Source organism: Methylobacterium sp. J-072 (genome assembly GCF_022829425.1).
GTDB lineage: Bacteria > Pseudomonadota > Alphaproteobacteria > Rhizobiales > Beijerinckiaceae > Methylobacterium.
In genome coordinates this window covers 1-20,501 of sequence record NZ_JAKSYK010000231.1, presented here as the reverse complement: position 1 = coordinate 20,501, position 20,501 = coordinate 1, and the positions used below count along the sequence as shown (strand labels likewise).

The 20,501-nt window shown below is 70.0% G+C and carries 16 protein-coding genes; 4 read left to right on the top strand and 12 right to left on the bottom strand.

The genetic code is table 11. The features are described 5' to 3' along the window. The first annotated feature begins 150 nt into the window (after positions 1 to 150). From MKK67_RS31225 to MKK67_RS31215, 3 genes are all read left to right on the top strand, one after another. Positions 151 to 639: a phasin gene (locus tag MKK67_RS31225; protein ID WP_243972896.1), complete on the top strand. Its 489-nt coding sequence runs from the start codon at positions 151 to 153 to the stop codon at positions 637 to 639. 179 nt (positions 640 to 818) lie between these two features. After that, positions 819 to 1,190: a hypothetical protein gene (locus tag MKK67_RS31220; protein ID WP_243972894.1), complete on the top strand. Its 372-nt coding sequence runs from the start codon at positions 819 to 821 to the stop codon at positions 1,188 to 1,190. Between the two features lie 638 nt (positions 1,191 to 1,828). Continuing rightward, positions 1,829 to 2,437 carry a Uma2 family endonuclease gene (locus tag MKK67_RS31215; protein ID WP_243972892.1) on the top strand — a complete coding sequence of 203 codons (609 nt, stop codon included), beginning with the start codon at positions 1,829 to 1,831 and terminating at the stop codon, positions 2,435 to 2,437. A gap of 393 nt (positions 2,438 to 2,830) precedes the next feature. On the opposite strand, the gene MKK67_RS31210 is transcribed toward MKK67_RS31215, so the two are convergent. From MKK67_RS31210 to MKK67_RS31190, 5 genes are all read right to left on the bottom strand, one after another. Further along, positions 2,831 to 3,469 (bottom strand): L,D-transpeptidase, encoded by a 639-nt coding sequence (locus tag MKK67_RS31210; RefSeq protein ID WP_243972891.1) that lies wholly within the window; start codon positions 3,467 to 3,469, stop codon positions 2,831 to 2,833. A gap of 130 nt (positions 3,470 to 3,599) precedes the next feature. After that, positions 3,600 to 4,418, bottom strand: coding sequence for a transglutaminase-like domain-containing protein (locus MKK67_RS31205; protein WP_243972888.1), 819 nt, complete (start codon positions 4,416 to 4,418; stop codon positions 3,600 to 3,602). A 64-nt stretch (positions 4,419 to 4,482) separates the two neighbouring features. After that, positions 4,483 to 5,412, bottom strand: a complete 930-nt coding sequence (locus MKK67_RS31200; RefSeq protein WP_243972886.1) for a transglutaminase family protein — start codon at positions 5,410 to 5,412, stop codon at positions 4,483 to 4,485. Positions 5,413 to 5,487: 75 nt separating this feature from the next. Then, positions 5,488 to 6,027, bottom strand: a complete 540-nt coding sequence (locus MKK67_RS31195) for a response regulator (protein ID WP_409568469.1) — start codon at positions 6,025 to 6,027, stop codon at positions 5,488 to 5,490. A gap of 181 nt (positions 6,028 to 6,208) precedes the next feature. Next, complete coding sequence (locus tag MKK67_RS31190) at positions 6,209 to 7,375, bottom strand: transglycosylase SLT domain-containing protein (protein WP_243972882.1); 1,167 nt, start codon at positions 7,373 to 7,375, stop codon at positions 6,209 to 6,211. A 325-nt stretch (positions 7,376 to 7,700) separates the two neighbouring features. Here MKK67_RS31190 and alaS point away from each other — a divergent pair, with 325 nt between their 5' ends. Further along, positions 7,701 to 10,391 carry an alanine--tRNA ligase gene (alaS, locus tag MKK67_RS31185; protein ID WP_243972880.1) on the top strand — a complete coding sequence of 897 codons (2,691 nt, stop codon included), beginning with the start codon at positions 7,701 to 7,703 and terminating at the stop codon, positions 10,389 to 10,391. A 225-nt stretch (positions 10,392 to 10,616) separates the two neighbouring features. On the opposite strand, the gene MKK67_RS31180 is transcribed toward alaS, so the two are convergent. The 7 genes from MKK67_RS31180 to mdeB form a co-directional block, all read right to left on the bottom strand. Next, on the bottom strand, positions 10,617 to 11,966 hold the full coding sequence (locus MKK67_RS31180; protein ID WP_243972878.1) for an IS4 family transposase: 1,350 nt from the start codon (positions 11,964 to 11,966) through the stop codon (positions 10,617 to 10,619). A 364-nt stretch (positions 11,967 to 12,330) separates the two neighbouring features. Then, positions 12,331 to 12,606 carry a hypothetical protein gene (locus MKK67_RS31175; protein ID WP_243972876.1) on the bottom strand — a complete coding sequence of 92 codons (276 nt, stop codon included), beginning with the start codon at positions 12,604 to 12,606 and terminating at the stop codon, positions 12,331 to 12,333. 88 nt (positions 12,607 to 12,694) lie between these two features. Then, positions 12,695 to 13,093, bottom strand: a complete 399-nt coding sequence (locus MKK67_RS31170) for a DUF2147 domain-containing protein (protein ID WP_243972875.1) — start codon at positions 13,091 to 13,093, stop codon at positions 12,695 to 12,697. A gap of 35 nt (positions 13,094 to 13,128) precedes the next feature. Next, positions 13,129 to 13,806, bottom strand: coding sequence for a hypothetical protein (locus MKK67_RS31165; protein ID WP_409568465.1), 678 nt, complete (start codon positions 13,804 to 13,806; stop codon positions 13,129 to 13,131). A 162-nt stretch (positions 13,807 to 13,968) separates the two neighbouring features. Further along, the gene (gene lpdA / locus MKK67_RS31160; RefSeq protein ID WP_243972874.1) at positions 13,969 to 15,651 is read right to left on the bottom strand and encodes a dihydrolipoyl dehydrogenase; all 1,683 of its coding nucleotides are present in this window, start codon (positions 15,649 to 15,651) and stop codon (positions 13,969 to 13,971) included. A gap of 294 nt (positions 15,652 to 15,945) precedes the next feature. After that, complete coding sequence (locus MKK67_RS31155) at positions 15,946 to 17,298, bottom strand: 2-oxo acid dehydrogenase subunit E2 (protein ID WP_243972873.1); 1,353 nt, start codon at positions 17,296 to 17,298, stop codon at positions 15,946 to 15,948. A 256-nt stretch (positions 17,299 to 17,554) separates the two neighbouring features. Further along, positions 17,555 to 20,230, bottom strand: a complete 2,676-nt coding sequence (gene mdeB, locus MKK67_RS31150) for an alpha-ketoglutarate dehydrogenase (RefSeq protein ID WP_243972872.1) — start codon at positions 20,228 to 20,230, stop codon at positions 17,555 to 17,557. Positions 20,231 to 20,501: the final 271 nt, after the last annotated feature.

The window sequence follows — 20,501 nt, the reverse complement described above, 5'->3', positions numbered from 1 at the left end:
CTGCGTTGCGACGCTGGACTCTTGCGCCATCCGTCACACGTTTACGTCATGTCAACCTTAATGAACGCGGCGCGGGTGGCATATGGCGGCGAATCAGTTATTGTGCAGTGCACAAGGCGCCATTAACAGCCGAATTGAGAGGAGACGATTATGAGTAACCCCCCGAATTATGAAGTCCCGACCGAGATGCGCGATTTCGCCGAGAAGAGCGTCGAGCAGGCCCGGAAGGCCTTCGACAGCTTCATCGGCGCCGCCCGCCGGACCGCCGACACGGTCCAGGGTTCGGCCGAGGTCGCCCGCACCAATGCGCAGGACGTGTCCTCCCGTGGTTTCGAATACGCCGAGCAGAACGTGAACGCCGCGTTCGACCTGGCGCAGAAACTCGTCCGCTCGCGCGACGTGCAGGAGGCCATGCAGCACCAGGCTGAGTTCGTGCGCAGCCAGTTCGCCGCCATTCAGGCGCAGGCGAAGGAGTTCAGTGGCATCGCCCAGAGCGCGATGCAGCAGGGCGCCGAGCGCGCGAAGTCGGCTCTGCAGCAGAGCACCGAAGAGGCCCGCAAGGCCATGGAGCAGGGCCAGGATGCGGCCCGGCAGGCCGGTCAGAACGTCCAGGACGCCGCCGACCGCTCGACGCACTGAACCTCGCCCATAGATCGGACCAGCGGCCCGCTTTCGGTATCCGGAGGCGGGCCGTCTCGTTTTTGCCGGTATTGGCATCGAAGCCGCGGGAGCCCAGCCCGATCGGGCTCGGTTCTCGGTCGTCATCGATGTGCACCGGCGCAGGCATCCTGCGCCTGCGTCGCGCGAAAGGATCAGGCATGCGCCTCCACACACACGGCCGGTCCGGGCTGCGGACCCTGTTCCGGCTCACCGTCGCCGCGCTGGCGCTCGCCGCCGCGCTCCCGGGCTCGGCCGCCTGGGCGCAGTATGGTGGCGGGGGCTATGGCGGGCCGCCCCAGGGCTACGAGGATCCGGGTTACGAGCGCGGTTACCGCCCGGCGCCGCGGCGCCGGGAGAGTCAGCAGCCGGTCGGCCTCAATTGCGATGCCGTGCAGCAGGGCCTGACCGGGCCGAAGCCGTTCTCCTGCCCGCTGCCGGGGCCGCGCCCGCTCGGATTGCGCTGCTTCTGCGATCTCCCGCTCGCCTCGTTCAGCCCGCCGCAGACCGCGGTCGGCCGCGTGGTGCCCTGAGGGGCTCGGGGGTCTCGGATCATTTTGGGGGAAGCGGATTCCCGCTTGCCCCTCGCTTCCGGCCCGGCCGACGAGGTCTGTGCGAGCCTCTCTCCGCATACAGGGCCACCGGAGGCGCACTTGCCCGGATGAGGTGGGGGCTCCCGTTCCCACAGGGCTATGGGTTACACAGGTTAGAATTTTCATCTCTCCGGCACGGAAAGTTCAGTCTTGTTCCTCAAGCAAAGGCTTGACCGATGACGTCACGCACCGTCATCCCGGGGCCGCGCAGCGGAGCCCGGGATCCAGAGCCACCGACGTGCCAAACTCTTGCGCCGGCAGCGTTTCTGGATTCCGGGCTCGCCTGCGGCGCCCCGGAATGACAGCGCGGGTTATCAGGTATGGGGCATCAATCCTGGAGAGACGAATCTCCCAACCTGTGTAGCCCCTTTCCTACAGGGAGAGGACACCCACGCCCCAGTCAGGCGCGCGAGTCCATTCATGGCCGCACCTGCGTTCCTCTCATCAAGGGTCGAAGGGCAGCCGATCGAAAGCCTCGCAGTCGCATGATGGTGCAGTCAGCCTGATATCCAAGCCATCGGCAGCGGCTCTATGGGCTTTCACACCGATGATGTAGTCCCGTCGAGACGGAGGGCTTCATGGCCGACGCTGCCCACCAGCCTCATCCTCTGACCATCGTCGACTACGACCAGTTCGTGGAGGCGCAGCACGACGACCGCGAATGGGAACTCGTGGACGGCGAGCTCGTGATGATGAGCAATCCGACCGAGAACCATGAGCAGATCGCCGGCAATATCGGCGCGCCTCTCAAGCTCGCGATGGATGCCGCCGGATGCCGAAGCTATCAGGGCGGCATGCGTGTCCAGCGCTCCAGCGAAAGCCGGGGCAAGGACAAGACCAGACCCGATATCGTCGTCCGGTGCGGCCCGCGGCAGAATCAGACCTACCTGACCGACCCGCTCGTGGTGGTGGAGGTGCTCTCGCCGTCGACGATGGATCATGACAGGGGTGGGAAGCTCAAGTTCTACAAGTCCCTGCCGACGCTCCGTCACATCGCTCTGATCTACCAGGATCAGATGCGCGTCGAACACTACGAGCGGACGGACGAGGGGTGGCGCCTCGATGTCCTGACCGGGCCGGGGGACGTTCTCCGGTTCGACGCGGTCGATTTCGAGATCGACCTCGACCGGGTCTATTTCGATGTCCCGGTGCTCCGGCCGATTCTGGACGCTGGCTCGGGACGCTGAGCCTCGCTCCCTGCGCCTCCCGCGAAGGCCGAAGTGGAGGGATGGCCGCGGGCTGGAGTCGGGCGCCGTGACTCACCGTCATGGGGGCAGCCGTCGTGAAGACACCACGTCATTCTGGGGCCGCGCAGCGGTGCCCGGAATCTAGAGCCGCCGACACTGCAAGGCTTTGCCCCACCTGTGTTTCTAGTTTCCGGGCTCGCCTCCGGCGCCCCGGAATGACGGGGTGATCGCTCCGGCGACGATGCGGCGCTAACAGGTGCGCGACAACAAAGAAGCCGGCCGGTCACCTTCGTGACCACCCGGCTTCTCGCTCGAAAGGCTTTGTGCGCCCGGATCATCTCACCCTCAACCGCACGATGAGGCGAGTTCTGAAGATCCGAAGCCTTCGTAGGCTCAGTTCAGAACGACCACCTTGGCGCCGACCTTCACCCGCTCGTAGAGGTCGGTGACGTCGTCGTTGGTCATGCGGATGCAGCCCGAGGACACGGCCTGGCCGATCGTGTCCGGCTCGTTGGAGCCGTGGATGCGGTACTCGGTGCTGCCGATATACATGGCGCGAGCGCCGAGCGGGTTCTCGATGCCGCCGGCCATGTAGCGCGGCAGGTCGGGGCGGCGGGCGATCATGGCCTTCGGGGGCGTCCAGGACGGCCACTCGCGCTTGGCGGTCACCGTGTTGACGCCGCTCCAGCTGAAGCCGGGGCGGCCGACGCCGACGCCGTAGCGGATGGCTTCACCGTTGCCCATCACGAAGTACAGGCGGCGCTCCGCGGTGGAGACGACGATCGTGCCCGGGGCGTAGGGAGCGTTGAACGCCACGATCTCGCGGGGGATCGGCTGGACCTGGGCCTGCGGGGCGTCCTGCACGCCCTGGCCGTAGCCCGGGGTGCCCTGATAGCCGTACTGGCCCGGATCCGAGTAATACTCTTCCGCACCGTTGGCGCCGAAGGGATCGTAGGCCGGAGCTGCCAGCGCCGGGGCGGCAAGAACAGTTGCGGCGAGGAGCGCCGCGAGCGCGGTGGCCGAGGTCTTCATGGGGTGCCTGCCTGTGCGATAACCTTTGCCATTACAAGCGTGAGCATAGGTTGGCAGTTCCACGCCGCGAAGAAGATTTTGTTTGACGGTGGAATACGTAAGCGGGCTCGCCCGTGGCAGTCTCCGATCGTTAACCGACCTCGTCGGTATGGACGTCGAACCGCGCCAGATGGGCGTAGCCGAAATTGGTCGAGATCGCGCAATCGGTGGCGTCGCGCCCCCGGGCCATGACGATGCGGCCGATCCGCTGGCGGTTGTGCCGGGCGTCGAACGTGTACCAGCGCGGGCCCTCCGGGCCGTCCAGGTAGGCCTCGAACCACGCCGAGAAATCCATCGGCGCCGGGTCGATCGGCACGCCGATATCGCCGAGATAGCCGGTGGCGTAGCGGGCCGGGATGTTCATGCACCGGCAGAACGCGATGGCGAGATGGGCGAAATCCCGGCACACGCCCTCGCGCTGCATGAAGCCGTCATGGGCGGTGCGGGTGGCGTCGGCGCGCTGGTAGTCGAAGCGGATGCGCTCGTGCGTGTAGGCGACGATCGCCTGCACCCGCGCCCAGCCCTCCGGCGCGTTGCCGAACAGCGACCAGGCGGTCTGCGCGAGCTTGTCGGTGTCGCAGTAGCGCGAGCCCAGCAGATAGATCATCACGTCGTCCGGCAGGTCCTGCACCGGGATCTGCCGGGCGTCGGGCACGTACGCGTCGAGCAGCCCGGAATCCTGGATCGTGAAGTCGGCCGAGATCGTCAGGAGGCCCGGCGGCGCAACGATGCGGTGGCAGACGTTGTCGTACACGTCCCGGTACTCGTGGGCGGGGATCCACGGGTCGAAGCTGATCACCTGCGGGGTCAGCAGGTCGTGCATCCGGGACGGATGGACGCTCAGCATCAGGATCATGGGCGTCGGCTGGGTCAGGCTGAAGCCGATATCGTAACCGGTCCTGATCTTCATCGCGGCCACCTGTGTCCTCTCGCCTCGGCGGGTCGCCCCGCATGCGCAATCCAGATTTCTTGTTTCAACGCGTCAGTATTGGCGGATGCGCCTGAAAGCCGCGTGTTTTTGCCTCTTCGTCAGGCAGTTCGACCACATCGACATCCACCCGCATGCCGAGGTCGTCGCTGGCCAGGCCGAAGAACGATCCGTGCAAGGGCACGGCCTGTGCCGGATCGCGGGTCACCGCCACGCGGATCAGGTCGCGGTTGCCGACGATCCCGTTGGTCGGGTCGAACTCGATCCAGCCGGCACCCGGCAGGTAGACCTGCAGCCATGCATGGGTCGAGCCGCCGCCGACATGGCGCGCCCGGTCGTTGCGCGGGTTGTACAAGTATCCGGAGACGAACCGGGCGGCCATGCCGAGCGCACGGACCGCCTCCATCATCAACACCGCGAAATCGCGGCACGAGCCACGCTTGCTGCGCAGCGTCGTCAGCGGCTCCTGCACGCCCTTCTCGGAGCGGGCGAGATAGGTGAAGTTCGCCCGCACGCTCCGGGTCATGTCGGCGAGCAGTTCCTGGGTCGGGATCCGGCCCTGGGCGGGGATGAAGCTGCGCGCCCAGGCATCGACTTCGTGGCGCGGGTCGGGCCATTGCCGCTCGATCGACCGGGACAGGTCGGGCATGTCCTCGGCGCCGTAGCCGAACGGGTAATGCGTCGCGTGCGGCGCCAGCGGGAAGACCGGCGCGTGCTCGGGGGTGTGGTCGAGGGTGATGCCGCATTCGAAGGTCAGCGTCTCCGCGCGGCCCCCGAAGGTCGCCACCGCGACGCAATTGCCGAACACGTCGAACATCCACCGCAGGGCGGCGGGCTCGGGGGTGATCTCGAGCGACGCCTCGATCAGGCGCTGATCATAGCTGTCCCGGGGCCGGAACATGATCCGGTGCTCGCCGAAGGCGACCGGACGCCGGTACCGGTAGACCGTGCGGTGACGGACGGACAGGATCGGCAAGGACAGGGGCTCCGGGCTCGCGCCGATACGTCGGCGGTCAATGCAAGGGCCGGGCCCGACGCCGCGGGCGCCGTTTCAGGTGACCGGCGGCGCCGGATCCGTGGTCGCCCGCTCGGCCTCGACCAGCACGTCGAGGGGCCGCCAGGGCTTGGCGATGAACACCGCCTCGCTCGGCAGGTCCGGGCGGCGGATTCCGTGGCCCGAGGTGACCACCAGCCGGGCGCGCGGCCACAGGGTCGCGACCGCCCGGGCGAGTTGCAGCCCGTCCATCGCGCCGGCGAGCCGGACATCGGCGAAGACCAGGGCCACGTCGCCGCCCCGCGCCTGGAGCACGACGAGGGCCGCCTCGGCGCTGTCGCAGCCGATCACGTCGAGCTCGGTCTCTTCGAGAAGGGTTTCGGCCAGGGCGCGGATCTCGGGATCGTCCTCGACCACCAGGGCGAGGCGCTGCGCCGGACCTTCGGCCAGGATGGGCGACGCCTCGCGCGGCGCGGCGGCCTCGGCCTCGTTCTGCCGGACCCGACGGACCAGGGCGGCGAGATGCTCCGGCACGCCCTCCGAGACGAGGTCGTCGTAGATCGACGCCAGCGTCTGGCCGATCTGGTCGAGCGGGATGCTGCTCGGCGAGAGCGTATCAGTGAGCGGCGTAGCCGTGCTCGACAGAGGCTTTCTCAAGAACGTCCCCCGGAAGTCTCCGTTTCACGCCGCACACGAACGCGGCGCTTGTGGACGAACGTCGGCAGGACGCCGGGAGTTGCGCGCGGGGCCGCGAATTGGCCGCCCGCTCGCTGAGGTTTTACTGCGTGGCGATGCCGGTTGCAGCATCCGCGTAGGCCATGATCCCAGAGACCGCCTGGACGTTCTGGTAGCGCGTGCCGCGCGTGCTCATCATCGCCTCGAACTTCTCGTGGACCTGCGCCACCGAGAGGCTGGCCGGCTTGCGGTGGCGGCCGCGCCCGACGAAGCGCCCGGCGGCGAAGAAGATCGAGCGGTTGGCGCGGGCCGGGCCGGGCAGCAGCCCGGCGGCGGCGGCGGCCGGCTTGTTGACGACGTTGGCCAGGAACTCGCCGGCATCCTCCACGCCCAGGAAGTGGGCGAGGTAGACCTCGCCGAGGGTGAGATCGCGGCCGATCCGCTGGGCGATGCGGCCGGCATCGCGCTTGAGCATCTCGCCGGCCATCAGGGCCGACAGGTAGGGATCGCGGCGCAGTTCCAGCACCCGGGCGCGGTCGGCGGCATCCGTGATCACCGGCCGGTCGTTGGCATCGGCCGTGACCAAAGCCGCCTCCTTCGCCAACCCGTAGCGGGGCCCGAAATCGCGCACCACGCCGAGCCAGGTGCGCTCGATGAACTGATAGAGGCCTGTGGCCGAGGAGGTCTTGGCCTGGACCGCGGTGACGAAGCTCGACTCCTTGTCGGCCACCGCCATCAGCAGGACCGGGTCGGTCTGGACCGCCTGGGCGGCGCGCACGATGGTCTGCACCAAGTGGCGGCGGATCTTCATCGGGCCGAATTCGAGGATGTCGTTCGGGTCGCCGCCGGCGCTCTCCGAGAGCAGGAAGTCGTAGGAGACGCGGTCGACGCCGTTGGAGCCGACGGCGGTGTCGAGGTCGTGGACGGCGGCGAAGCTCGCCGAGGCGCGCAGCGGGGTCCGCTCCAGCTCCTCGCTCAGCGCCACGGTGTGAATCCGCGGGCGCGGCATCGGCAATTCGGTGGCGGCCTGCGCCGAGGACACCGCCTGATTCAGGCCGACCTTGCCGAGGTCGATCCCCGAACCGATCAGGGCGGCGCTCAGCCCGCCGGCGATCAGCGAGACGGTGAGCACCGAGCGAGCCAGCGCCGGGACGCTCCCGTGGGCACGGCCGACCATCGGCTGTGCGGTGATGGCATCGGCCCGGCCGGACCCGAACCGGCCCTGCTTGCCCGTGACGTTCCTCGGCGATCCGACCGTGCGGCCCTGCATCGTCTACCCGATTCCTCACGCGCCGGTGATGGCGCCTTGGACACACCATCGCTTGACAGATGTGGCGACAACACGGCCGTGCTTGTGGCGGCCGTGGGGCGGCTGGGGAGATTTCGCGGCAGCCGTGTCGGCCCCCCAGGCCGGATCACCTTCTGCGAGCGTGCCCCTCACAATCGGGGCGCGTCTCATCCAAGACCTTGCAAGGCCTTGCGCGCCCTTCGCGATTGCTACGCGATCGGGAACGGCTCTAAGAGGACGCCATGCGGGTTGCGCCTGAAACGGGTGGCGGCCCAGTCCCTTGAGCCCTGCTTAGAGTTCTGCCCCGATGAGCGGCGTCAACGAGATCCGGTCGACCTTTCTCGACTTCTTCGCGCGTGCGGGACACGAGCCCGTGCCCTCGTCGAGCCTGGTTCCGAAGAACGACCCCACGCTGATGTTCACGAACGCCGGCATGGTGCAGTTCAAGAACGTCTTCACCGGCGTCGAGAAGCGCGCCTACGACCGGGCGACCACGGCGCAGAAATGCGTGCGCGCCGGCGGCAAGCACAACGACCTCGACAATGTCGGGTACACCGCGCGCCACCACACGTTCTTTGAGATGCTCGGCAACTTCTCGTTCGGCGACTATTTCAAGGACCGCGCGATCGAGCTGGCCTGGACGCTGATCACCAAGGAATTCGGCCTCAAGCCCGACCGGCTGCTCGTCACCGTCTACGCCGACGACGACGAGGCCGCGACCCTGTGGAAAAAGATCGCCGGCTTCTCCGACGACAAGATCATTCGGATCGGGACCTCCGACAACTTCTGGCAGATGGGCGATACCGGCCCCTGCGGCCCGTGCTCGGAGATCTTCATCGACCAGGGCCCGTCGCTCCAGGGCGGCCCGCCAGGCTCACCGGACGAGGACGGCGACCGCTTCCTCGAGTTCTGGAACCTCGTGTTCATGCAATACGAGCAGCTGGAGCCCGGCGTGCGCAACCCGCTGCCGCGGCCCTCGATCGATACCGGGATGGGCCTGGAGCGCATGGCGGCGATCCTCCAGGGCGTGCATTCCAACTACGACACCGACCTGTTCAAGGCGCTGATCGACGCCGTGGCGCATGCGGTCTCGCGGGCGCCCGAGCCCGCCACGATGGCGTCCTACCGGGTGATCGCCGACCACCTGCGCGCCTCCTCGTTCCTCGTTGCCGACGGCGTGCTGCCGGGCAACGAGGGCCGCGGCTACGTGCTGCGCCGGATCATGCGCCGCGCCATGCGGCATGCCGAGATCCTGGGTGCCCGCGAGCCGACCATGTTCCGGCTGGTGCCGACCCTGGTGCGCGAGATGGGCCAGGCCTACCCCGAGCTGATGCGCGCCGAGGCGCTGATCGGCGAGACCCTGAAGCTGGAGGAGACCCGCTTCCGCCGCACCCTGGAGCGCGGCCTGTCGATCCTCGATTCCGAGAGCCGGGAGCTCAAGGCCGGCGACAAGCTCTCGGGCGACACCGCCTTCACCCTCTACGATACCTACGGCTTCCCCCTCGACCTCACCCAGGACGCCCTCAAGGCCCGGGGCATCGGGGTCGACACGGAGGCGTTCACCGCCGCGATGCAGCGCCAGAAGCAGGCGGCGCGCGAAGCCTGGAAGGGCTCCGGCGAGGCCGCCACCGAGACGGTCTGGTTCGGCATCCGCGAGCGCGTCGGCGCCACGGAGTTCCTGGGCTACGAGACCGAGGCCGCCGAGGGCATCGTCACCGCGCTGCTGCGCGACGGCGCCGAGGTGAAGAGCCTGGAGGCCGGGCAGACCGGCCTCGTGCTGGTCAACCAGACGCCGTTCTACGCCGAATCCGGCGGCCAGGTCGGCGATACCGGCCTGATCCTGGGCGCCGGCCTGAAGGTCCGCGTCACCGACACAGAAAAAAAACTCGGCGACCTGTTCGTCCACCATGTCAGCGTGGAGGAGGGGATTCTCGGGCTCGACCAGCCGGTGGAGCTGAAGGTCGACCATGCCCGTCGCAGGGCGATCCGGGCCAATCACTCGGCCACCCACCTCCTGCACGAGGCCCTGCGCCAGGTGCTCGGCGATCACGTCGCGCAGAAGGGCTCGCTGGTCAGTTCCGAGCGGCTGCGCTTCGATATCAGCCATCCCAAGCCGATCGAGGCGGAGGAGCTGGCCCGGGTCGAGGACATCGCCAACGCGGTGCTGCTCCAGAATGCCCCGGTGGTGACCAAGCTGATGGCGGTGGACGACGCCATCGCGTCGGGCGCCCGGGCGCTGTTCGGCGAGAAGTACGGCGACGAGGTCCGGGTCGTCTCGATGGGCCTGCCGGTGGACGCGGACGGCCCCGAGACCGGTCGTGCCCGGCTCAAGAATTTTTCCATCGAGCTGTGCGGCGGCACCCATGCCGGGCGCACCGGCGATATCGGGGCGATCACCATCGTCGGCGAGAGCGCGGTCGGTGCCGGCGTGCGCCGGATCGAGGCGCTCACTGCCGACGCGGCCCGCCACCACCGGGCCGAGGAGGCCCGCACCCTCGCGGCGTTGGCCGGCATCCTCAAGGCGCCGGTCACGGAGGCGCCCGACCGCCTCACCGCCCTGATGGAGGAGAAGCGCCGCCTGGAGCGGGAGCTGGCCGACACCCGCCGCAAGCTGGCGATGGGGTCTTCGGACCCCGACTCGGGTCGTTCGTCACGTCAGAGCGAGGTCGGCGGCGTGGCGTTCCGGCGCTCGGTGGTCGAGGGTCTCGACATGCGCGACCTTAAGCCGATCATCGACGAGGAGAAGAAGCGTCTCGGCTCCGGCATCGTGGCGATCGTGGGCGTCTCCGCCGACGGCAAGGCCGGGCTGGTGGTCGGCGTCACCGAGGATCTGACCGGCCGCTACGACGCGGTCGGGCTGGTCCGGGCCGGGGCCGGCGCGCTCGGCGGCAAGGGCGGCGGCGGCCGCCGCGACATGGCCCAGGCCGGCGGCCCGAACGGCGCCGGCGCGGAAGCGGCGCTCGACGCGATCGAGCAGGCGCTGACCGAGGCGGCGTGAGGCGGGACGGCAGGTCCCGTCCGCGGCCTCATCGTGAGGTGGCGTAGCGCAGCGAAGCCCTCGAAGGAGGGCTCCAGCACGCTCTGCGCTTCCTGATAGGTTTGAGGCGCAAGTGCTGTTGCAGACCGCGACGCGCCCCCTCTCCCGTGCGGGAGAGGGTTGGGGTGAGGGATCAGGTCTTTCCGGAGAGGTCGCATCCCTCACCCTGTCCCTCTCCCGCACGGGCTACGGCCTGTACGGAAGTGATTCTGTTGGGGCCAAGAGTGCGCCGGCGAGCATAGCTGCGAAGGTCTGCCATCCGCGGGCGATGATCTTGGGCCCCGGCGGCTTGCCGGCGACGTTCCAGCCGCCGTGGCGGGCGACGATCCAGGAGAGCCAGGCCAGGGAGCCGGGCGGATGCGGGTTGCGCAGGCGCGCCGTGCCGCCTTCGCGGGCTCGGCCGAGGGCGGCTACCCAGGGCAGGCTCGCCGCGTCCAGCACATCGCTCATCGGCTGCCGCCCGCCCGCGCGGGCATTCACCAGTTGCAGGATGCGCACCGCCGCCCCCAGGGCCAGGGCGGCGAGCCGGAACAGCTTGTCGGGAACCCGCACCTGGGTCGTGTCGAGGCCCAGGCCATCGCGCTTGAGCGCACGGAACACCTCCTCGATGCGCCAGCGTAGCCGGTAGAGCCGGACCATCTCCCGCGCCTCGGCGGCCCCCGTCACCGATCGCGAGGTCAGAAGCCGCCAGCACACGGGCGCCTGGCCCGCCGGCGGCTCCGGCTCCTCCACCACGACGAGATGCAGCCTCAGGCTCGGCGGCTCATGGCTCGGCCCGCGGGCCGGACGCTTCAGCGTCACCGGGCCGGCGCGCAGCGTGACCCGCGCGGTGCGCGCCGGCCGCCCGGGCCCGGCCGGGATCGGCACGGTGTCCTCGGCCTCCACCGGCCAGGCGGCGGCCCGGGCTCGCATCAGCCCGCCTTCGGCCAGGGCCCGGTCGTGACGGGCGCGGACCAGAAGGTCGGTGCCCGCGGGCCGCCGGGCCAAGTGGCTATAGAGGTCGCCCTCCTGGTCGGCCACCACGATCAGGCTCGCGGCCACCCCGCCCAGGGCCGCCGCCGCGGCCTGGGTTCCGGTGATCCAGCGCAGGCTCTCCTTCTCCTCGATCGACCGCGCCGTACGCGGGGCGACCGGGGCCGCGGCCCGGGTCCAGATCGCGGCATCGACCACCCCCAGAACCGCTTCGTCCTCGGCATCCACGGCGATGACCGGGTGCAGGAAGAAGCCCGGGTGGCACCCGTTCCCGGCCGGCCCGAGCCCGTGGCGCCCCCCCGCCGGGGCAAAGCTGATCTCGCTCGTGTCCTGAACGGCGACGATGGGACGCCCGGTGCACGCCCGCGCCGTGCGCGCCCCGAACGCCCGCAGGATGCTGCGCACGTTCGTGCGCGGCGAGGTCAGATAGCGATGGGCCGAGGCCGTGCCCGCCTCGCCGCCCCCGATCTCGCTCAGGACGACGCTGCCCGTCGTCACGATCCGCTCGAACAGCCACGCACCCCGCGCCTCGGTGCGAATGTCCCCGACCCCAAGCCCCTCCATCCCAACCTCCAGCACAACGCCAAAGGCGGCCAACTCAAAACACCCGAATCGTTTCCGTACAGGCCGTAGCCCGCACGGGAGAGGGGACCCACGCCTTTTGCACCCACGCATGAAAGCGGCGACGGTCGAAGCCTGTCGAAGCCGTAGCCCTGGAACCCTCTTTCGAGGCTGCTGCGCAGCACCTTAGGATAGGGGAGAGGTTTGGATATCCGCCGGTCGGTCGCGACCTCACCGTCATGGCGAGCGTAGCGAAGCAAGCCAGGGCGGCACGCGATCCCATGATCGAGCGCAACGGAATCGCTGCACGCGCGATGACAACCTCGCCCCGGACACAGAAACCGCGTCCGGGGCAAAGCGGTGTCGCCTACTTCCCGCCGCCGCCACCCTGGGGCGCGACCCGCGAGGGCTGGTTGGCGTTGCCGGCGGCCGCGGAATCGTTGGCGATCGAATCCGCCGGCTGTCCCGTCGGCGAGTAGGTGATGGCACCCTCGGCACCGGTCGCGTTCGACTGCGACGTCACCACCCCGGGGGCGCCGGGCGGCACGACCACCACGGTGCCGGTCGGGGATTCGATCACTTGGGCGGAGGCCGGTCCGACCAAGCAGGTCGCGAGAGCGGCGGCGAAAATCATCTTGGTCATGAAGGTCCCTGTCTCTGTCGAGAGGGAAGCTTCGGTCGTGCGCAATTGATCCGTCACGAGCCCGCGACTGCGTCACCGTGGGCGGTGGTCAGTTCACCCGGGTCCAGGTCTGGCGCTTGCAGAACACGCTCATCACGCAGCCCGAGACTTCGAGGGCGTTCGGGCCGGTCAGCCGCAGGGAGCCGGAATAGGTCTTTCCGTCGTTCGGGTTGTAGAGCGAGCCGCTGTAGCCCGATCCGTCCGCCTGCCGAGCGTCGAGGATCTGGACGCCGACGACGCTGCGGCCCCGCAGGGCCGGGTCCGGGTTCTTGGCGTCGAGGGCCTTGCCGGGGGCGCTGACGATGGTGCCGCAATAGCCGCCGCCGCAGGGGGCGACCTTCACCCGGGAACTGCCGGTCTCGGTGAGCCAGAGGCCGGCCGGATCGGCGGCCAGGGCCGGGCCGCAGACCGGCATCGAAGCGAGCAAAGCCAAGACCGCGCGACGCATCCTCGTTCCTCCCGAACCGGCCGTTTGAGGCTCTCTTACCGCGAAGCTTCGGGCAGCGCACCGCCCAGATAGGTCTCGGCGACCTCGCAGAACGGCTGGCCGGCCCCTGTCGACAGCACCGCGTCGACCTCGAACAGCGGATCGTCGGGGCCGGGCGCCGCGGCCTGCGGGAAGGGGCGGACTTCAAGGGTCTGCCGGGTCGGCTCCAGCGGGCGCACGACCCGGCCGAAGGGCGTGCGGGTGCCCTCCAAGGTCGCGTTCATCTCGGGCGTCAGGCGCGCCGGGACGTACCAGTTGTCGGCCTCCGAAAGGACCCGGTCGCCGCAGGCCAGCCGGACCCGGCGGTAGCGCACCGGCTCGTCGGGGCCGATCGCCAGGCGGGCGCGCTGGGCTGCGGTGAGGGGCTTGTCGGCCACGTCCATGCGCCGGGCGACGAGATGCGGGTCGCCAGCGAGCTTGTGGTCGGCGCACCAGCTCTCCAGCGCCAGGGTCGCGCTGTGCGCGGCCAGCACGCGGCTCTGCAGGGACGCGATCAGGGCGGCCTGCGGCTGCGTGGCGGCGGGCGCCTCGGCCGCGACGGCGGCGGGCCTCATCGGGATCCCCGCCAGCACCGCCGCGAGGCCGAGATGGAGCGCCCAGTCGCGCCGCACGAGGAAGGCGACGCAGCGTCGGACCGCCCGCGGATCAAGCGCGCTGAAGGTGAGCTTTGGCATCGGAACGTCCCGGAACGGCTAATTCGGCACACCGCATCGTCTCGGCCCGAATCCCCCCGGGATGGAGGCGTCCTGTTGTTGTGCGGACGGGCCGGCTCAGCCGAGCCGTCCCCGGCCTCGCGGCAGACGGTTTATCCAAACCGGGCCGTGGGGTCGAGCCTGCTAGCGCCGCGCCGGGGGCAGGTCGGTGCAGAGGCCGAGCGCCGCTTCGGCGGCGAGCCCGATGGTCTCGCCGAGCGTCGGATGCGGGTGGATCGTGCGGCCGATATCCGTCGCGTCGGCGCCCATCTCGATGGCGAGCACGATCTCGCCGAGCATGTCGCCCGCGCTCGGGCCGACGATGGCGCCGCCGACGATCCGCTTGGTGTCCGCGTCGAACAGCAGCTTGGTCAGGCCGTAATCCGCGCCGTTGGCGATGGCCCGGCCCGAGGCGGCCCAGGGGAAGCGCGCCACCTCGACCGTCCGCCCGGCGGCCTTGGCGGCGGTCTCGGTCAGGCCGGCCCAGGCGATCTCCGGATCGGTATAGGCCACCGAGGGAATCACCGTCGCGTCGAACCCCGCCTTGTGGCCGGCGGCCACCTCGGCGGCGACGTGGCCCTGATGCACCGCCTTGTGGGCGAGCATCGGCTGCCCGACGAGGTCGCCCACCGCCAGGATGTGCGGCACGCTCGTGCGCATCTGCGAATCCACCGGCACGAAGCCCCGCTCCACGGCAACGCCCGCCGCGTCGAGGCCCAGAGCGTCGCCGTTCGGCCGCCGGCCGGCCGCCTGGAGCACGAGGTCGTAGACAAGCGGCTCCGCCTCGCCTGCCAGGGTCACGGCGATGCCGTCCGGGGTGGCGGCGGCCGAGACGACCTCGGCGCCGGTCTGGATCCGGTCGAACCGGTGGGCGTTGCGCTTGGTCCAGACCGCCACGAGGTCCCGGTCGACCCCCTCCAGGAGGTTCGGCAGGCGCTCGACCACGTCGACCCGGGCGCCGAGCGCGCTGTAGACCGTCGCCATCTCCAGGCCGATGATGCCGCCGCCGATCACCAGCAGGCGGCGGGGCACGAAGGGCAGCTCCAGCGCCCCCGTGGAATTCACGATCCGCGGGTCGTCGGGCAGAATCGGCAGGCTGACCGGCGACGAGCCCGCCGCAACGATGGCGCTCCTGAACCCGATCGCGCGGCTGCCGCCCGCCTGCAACGCCACCGAGACCGCGTTCGGCCCGGTGAAGCGCGCGGTGCCGCGCACGACCGCGACCTTGCGCTGGCGCGCCATCTGGGCGAGCCCGTCGGTCAGGCGCCGCACGGTGCCGGCCTTGAACGCCCGGAGCTTGTCGAGATCGATCGTCGGCGCGCCGAAGCTGATCCCGTGGGTGGCGAGGCGCCCGGCTTCTTCGGTGACTGCGGCGACGTGGAGCAGTGCCTTCGACGGGATGCACCCGACGTTCAGGCAGACGCCGCCGAGCGTCGCCTCGCGCTCCACCAGGATCACGCGCTGCCCGAGGTCGGCGGCCCGGAACGCCGCCGCGTAGCCGCCGGGGCCGCCGCCGATCACCAGCACGTCGCAGGTTTCGTCCGCCGGCGCGTCGGCGGGGGCCGCGACGGGGGCCGCCGTCTCCGTGTCGACGGCCACGCGGGCGATCAGCGTCCCGGCCGAGACGGTGTCGCCGAGGCCGATCAGCATCTCCACCAGCCGACCCGCGACCGGGGAGGGGATGTCGAGGGTCGCCTTGTCGGACTCGACCACGAGCAGGGTCTGGTCGCGGGCGATTGTCTCGCCCGGCCCTACCGGGATCTCGATCACCGGCACGCCGGAAAAGTCGCCGATATCGGGGACGCGGATCTCGCGGGTCTCAGGCATGGCGGCGTCGATCACAGTCTAGGAGGATGGGCGGAAGGCATCGGGACTGTCACGGTCTACGCCCTCCGACAGAGACGCAGAGGTTGTTCAACCCCGTCTCTTAAAAGGCGCGACGTGCCCCCTCTCCCGTGCGGGAGAGGGCTGGGGTGAGGGACCGGGCCGTTCCGGAGAGGTCGCACCCCTCACCCTGTCCCTCTCCCGCACGGGAGAGGGGACCCGCGCGATGCCCAGCAATGGATGGATTCACGAGACCGCGCTTCGGAGGCACGGCGCGTCGCGCACCTATCATCGCCGTCACAGCAGCGCCCGGCGCAGATCCGACAGCACCGACGCGATGTGGCCGAGGAAGCGGGCGGCGGCGACGCCGTCCACGACCCGGTGGTCCCAGGACAGGCTGAGCGGCAGGATCAGCCGCGGCTGGAAGGCGTTTCCGTCCCAGACCGCCTCCATGCGCGAGCGCGCCGCGCCCAGGATCGCGACCTCGGGGGCGTTGATGATTGGGGTGAAGCCGTCGCCCCCGATGCCGCCCAGCGACGACACCGAGAAGCACCCGCCCTGCATGTCGGCGCCCGAGAGGCTCCCCGCGCGCGCCTTGTCGGCGAGCGCCGCCATCTCGGTGGCGATCGCGATCAGGCCCTTGCGGTCGCAGTCGCGCACCACCGGGACCATCAGGCCCTTCGGGGTGTCCACCGCGAAGCCGACATGGACGTAGTCCTTGAGGACGAGGTCGGAGCCCTCCAGGGAGGTGTTGAAGCGCGGATAGGCCCGCAGGGCCAGGGCGGCGGCCTTGATCAGGAAGGCCACCATGGTGACCCGCGCCGGCGGCGTGCGCGTCTCCTTGTTGAGCCCGACCCGGAACGCTTCGATCTCGGTGACGTCGGCCCGGTCGAAATTGGTCACGTGCGGGATGGTCAGCCAGTTGCGGCTGAGATTGGCCCCGGAGATGGTCTGGATCCGCGACAGGGGCTCCCGCCGCACCGGACCGAATTTTTCGTAGTCGACCTGCGGCCAGGGCGGCAGGCCGGCGCCGATGCCCGAGGGCGCGGCCGGCGCGTGGACCGGGGCCTGGAGCGCCGCCTTGACGTAGGCGTGCAAATCCTCCCGCAGGATCCGCCCCTTGGGGCCGGTGGCGGGCACCCGGTCGAGGGTGATTCCGAGTTCGCGGGCTAGCTGGCGCACCGAGGGGCTGGCGTGGACGTCGCCGATGCTCGCTGGCTGCGTGTCCTGGCGCAACGGCTCTGCCAGCGCGCGACGGTCCCCCTCTCCCGTGCGGGAGCGGGTTGGGGTGAGGGATGCGCCGTGTCCGGAGAGGGCTGGTCCCTCACCCTGTCCCTCTCCCGCACGGGAGAGGGGACCTGCGCTCTGGCCGGCATCGGCAGCCGGCGCCGGTGCGGGCTCGCCGCCCTCGGCAGGCTCGACCAAAAGAATCGGCGTGCCCTCCGAGACCTTCGAGCCCACCGCGACCAGCAATTCCCGCACGGTTCCGGCCACCGGGGAGGGGACCTCCATGGTCGCCTTGTCGGATTCGATGCTGAGGATCAGGTCGTCCACGGCGAGGCGGTCGCCCGGCTTCACCAGGAGTTCGATCACCGGCACGTCCCGGTAATCGCCGATATCCGGGAGGGCGATCTGCAGCGCGGCGCTCATCGGGCGGGTTTCCGTGGCTTGTCTGGGGCGGACGGTTTTTGGGGGGCGGAGGTCCGGAGTCGGGCCTCGCGCAGTGCGTTCGCGCTCTGGCTTCCCTCCCACCCACACCCCTCATCCTGAGGTGTGAGCGAAGCGAGCCTCGAAGGAGGCCTCCAGGGATCGCGCGGCCGGCTGGAGGGCTCCTTCGAGGGCTCCGCTTCGCTCCGCCGCCTCAGGATGAGGGCGCGGGTGGGAATTCCTCAGGTCGCACTGGCCGTCAGATCGTCCAGGGCGCCGGCGTGTCCGCCTCGATGCCGTAGCGCCGGATCGCCTCGGCGACCGTGGCGCGCGGCACCGTGCCGGCCTCAGCCAGCGCGTGCAGGGCGGCCACCACCACGTGCTGCCGGTCCACCTCGAAGAAGCGGCGGAGCGCGTTGCGGGTGTCGCTGCGGCCGAACCCGTCGGTGCCGAGGGTCACGAACCGGGCGCCGACATAGGAGGCGATCAGCTGCGGGTAGGCGCGGACGTAGTCGGTCGCCGCCACGATCGGTGTCGCGCCCGGCAGCAGCGCCGCCACGTGGCTTACCGGCGCCTCGGCCTCCGGGTGGAGCATCGCCCGGCGCTCGGCCTCTCGCGCGTCGCGTGCCAACTCGCTGAAGCTGGTGACGCTGAACAGCTCGGCGGCAATGCCCCAATCCTGCGCCAGCAGGGCGGCGGCTGCGATCACCTCGGGCAGGATCGCGCCCGAGCCGAGGAGGCGCACCGCGGCTGCGCCGGATTCCGGACCCCCGAGGCGGTACATCCCCTTCAGGATACCCTCTTCCGCGCCCGCCGGCATCGACGGCTGGGCGTAGTTCTCGTTCATGGCGGTGAGGTAGTAGAAGGCGTCCTCGCCCTCTTCCATCATCGCCCGGGCGCCGCGATCGACGATCACCGCCACCTCGTAGGCGAAGGCCGGATCGTAGGCCCGGCAGTTCGGGATCGCTGCGGCGGCGAGGTGGCTCGAGCCGTCCTGGTGCTGCAGGCCCTCGCCGCCGAGCGTGGTGCGGCCCGCCGTGGCGCCGATCAGGAAGCCGCGCGCGCGCTGGTCGGCCGCCGCCCAGATCAGGTCGCCGACCCGCTGGAAGCCGAACATCGAGTAGTAGATGTAGAACGGCAGCATCGACAGGCCGTGGACGCTGTAGGCGGTGGCCGCCGCGGTCCAGGACGAGATCGCCCCGGCCTCGGTGATGCCTTCCTCCAAGAGCTGCCCGTCGCGGGCCTCGCGGTAATACAGCATCGAGCCGGCATCCTCCGGCTCGTAGAGCTGCCCCTCGGGGGCGTAGATCCCGACCTGCCGGAACAGGTTGGCCATGCCGAAGGTGCGCGCCTCGTCGGCGACGATCGGGACGACGCGCGGCCCGAGATCCTTGTGCTTCAGCAGGTTGCCGAAGAGCCGGACCACCGCGGTGGTGGTCGACATCTCCTTGCCGGCCGCCTCCAGGGCGAAGCCGGCATAGGTCGAGAGCGGCGGCACCGTCACGGTCGGCGCGGTGCGCCGGCGGGCCGGCAGCACGCCCCCCAGCATCTCGCGGCGCTCGCACAGGTAGCGCATCTCCGCGCCGTCCTCGGCCGGCTTGTAGAAGGCCAGCCCCTCCACCTGCGCGTCCGACAGCGGCAGGGCGAAGCGGTCCCGGAAGGCGCGCAGCGCATCCACGTCGAGTTTTTTCGCCTGGTGGGCGGTCATGCGCGACTCGCCCGCGCCGCCCATGCCGTAGCCCTTCTTGGTCTTGGCCAGGATCACCGTCGGCCGGCCCTTGGTGGCCTTGGCGGCGGCGAAGGCCGCGTGGAGCTTGCGGAAATCGTGGCCGCCGCGCTTCAGCCGGTCCACGTCGGCATCCGACATGTGGGCGACGAGCTCGCGCACCTCCGGGTCCTCCCCGAAGAAGTGGGCGAGGTTGTAGGCGCCGTCCTTGGCGCCGAGCGTCTGGTACTTGCCGTCCACGGTGTCGGCGAAGCGGCGCAGCAGGGCGTGGTTGGTGTCGCGGGCGAAAATCCCGTCCCACTCGGAGCCCCACAGCACCTTGATGACGTTCCAGCCCGCCCCGCGGAACAGGCTCTCCAGCTCCTGGATGATCTGGCCGTTGCCGCGCACCGGGCCGTCCAGCCGCTGCAGGTTGCAGTTGATCACGAAGGTGAGGTTGTCGAGCTTTTCCCGCGCGGCCAGCGCGAGGCCGCCGATCGATTCCGGCTCGTCCATCTCGCCGTCGCCGAACACGCCCCAGACGTGCCGGGCGGAGGTGTCGGCCAGGCCGCGGTGGCCGAGATAGCGCATGAACCGCGCCTGATAGACGGCGTGGATCGGGCCGATGCCCATCGAGCCGGTGGGGACCTGCCAGAAATCCGGCATCAGCCAGGGATGCGGATAGGAGCACAGGCCGTCGCCGGCGATCTCCTGGCGGTAATGCTTCAGCTGCTCCTCGGAGAGCCGCCCTTCCAGGAAGGCGCGGGCGTAGACGCCCGGCGCCGAGTGCGGCTGGAAATAGACGAGGTCGCCGTCCGGGCCGCCCTTGAAGAAGTGGTTGAACCCGACCTCGAACAGCTCGGCTGCCGAGGCGTAGCTCGCCACGTGCCCGCCGAGCTCGCCGTAGGCCATGTTGGCGCGCACCACCATGGCAAGCGCGTTCCAGCGCATGATCGAGGTGAGCCGCTCCTCGATGTCGAGATCGCCCGGGTAGCGAGGCTGCTTCTCCAGGGGAACCGTGTTGCGATACGGCGAGTAGGGCAGGGCCTCGTCGAGGATGCCGATCTCCTTCGAGCGCCGCTCCAGCCGGTCGAGGATGAACCGCGCCCGCGCCGCGCCCTCGGTGCGGAACAGCGATTCGAGGGCAGCCAGCCAATCCTGGGTCTCGGCCGGATCGTGATCGACCTCGGCGGACCGCGCGATCATCGTCCTCGGCGGTATGGCGTTCATCGGCGCGGCTCCCAGCTTTTGACCGGAGCATACGGATTGCCGCGCGGGGCGACATGCCGAATTTTTGTTGTCAAAGGCCGATGATTGGCATGTTTTGCCGGATATGCGGTTGAGGATGGTCGATCGTACCGCCGTTGGTGCCGAGCCATCCGCCGGCCTCCGATGCGACGTCCGGTTAAATCCTCCCTTGCCGTCATTGCGAGCGCAGCGAAGCAACCCAGGGAACCGCTACGGCCTGCGAACGCCCGCCGCACTGGGTTGCTTCGCTGCG